The sequence below is a fragment of the Peptacetobacter sp. AB800 genome, from assembly GCF_047807365.1.
Lineage (GTDB): Bacteria > Bacillota > Clostridia > Peptostreptococcales > Peptostreptococcaceae > Peptacetobacter.
Genome location: NZ_JBLOUI010000089.1, coordinates 1 through 1155 on the forward strand (window position 1 = coordinate 1; position 1155 = coordinate 1155).

Here is a 1155-nt window from a genome sequence, read left to right on the forward strand (position 1 = left end):
TTTTTCAAATCGAGATATATCTCCTATTTCAGCAATAATAGAAGCTCCTAAAACAGAACCAATTCCTGTAATAGTTGTAATAATAGGGTTTATATCATTAAGAAGATATTCTATTTCTTTTTCAAGAAACTTTAATTGTTCTTCTAAAAATGAAATTTGATCTATTATTTGCTTTATTTGAAATGAAAATGAGCGTTTGGCAAATTTAACGCCAAATGTATTTAAAGCTGAATTTTGAATTTCTTCAGCTTTGGCGAAGCCAAATCTACCATTGCTACATTTAGATAATAATTCTGCTAGTGTTTCTGTACTTATACTTAACATGTCTTCAGGAAGTGGATATTTTGATAATAAATTTTTAGATGTTACACCAAAAATATCAGAAAAAAGTTTATCGTATTCTGGAAATACTTGGTCAAGAAGAGCTATTAGCTTTCTTTTCCAATCAGAACTTTCATCAACAAGACTAAATCTATATCGAGTAAGATTTTTAAGTTCAAACAATCTTTCGTCTGAAAGCGGAGATGATGAAAACTCTCCAAATCTCATAACTTGAGCTATTACAAATGAATCTTTTGAATCAGTTTTAGTCTTTCTTATATACATTTTTCTAAAAGCTTCTGATTGTATAGGATTTATGACGAAAGTATTAAACTTACACTCTACGAGATATGAGTAAATAGAAAGCCAATAGTGACCAGTAGCTTCCATACCAACTATACAATTGTCTGAATAAACATTATAAGAAGAGAGATACTTTATAAGTTTTTCAAAACCTTTAATAGTATTTGAAAAAGAAATACTTTCACTTAATAATTTTCCAGAAGCATCAATTATAGACACTTCGTGTTTATTTTTAGCAATATCAATACCGATATAATACATGATAACACCTACTTTCCTAATAGTTTAAAGATAGAGAAAAGAACCTCTTTAACTTTATGCCGATATAACCTCGTTAGATATACAGCAATTATGTATTATGCTATCCAGCTCATACATATAAAGACATAAAGTAGAGGCGTAAGCCTTAATTACGAAAACATCGTTCCAAGGAGTGATACTACGACCTCTATCTTTAATCAGATTATCTCACATAGAAAATGAGATAGGAATGAAAATTAATAAAATTAAATTTAAATATATTATACGAGG

At 28.5% G+C, this 1155-nt stretch carries 1 protein-coding gene; it reads right to left on the reverse strand.

Going from position 1 to position 1155, the window contains the following annotated elements; all coding sequences use genetic code 11:
• Positions 1-885 (reverse strand): IS110 family transposase (locus ACK2WN_RS12145; protein WP_416155697.1); only part of this gene is annotated, 885 nt, incomplete at its 3' end.
• Between the last annotated feature and the right edge of the window lie 270 nt (positions 886-1155).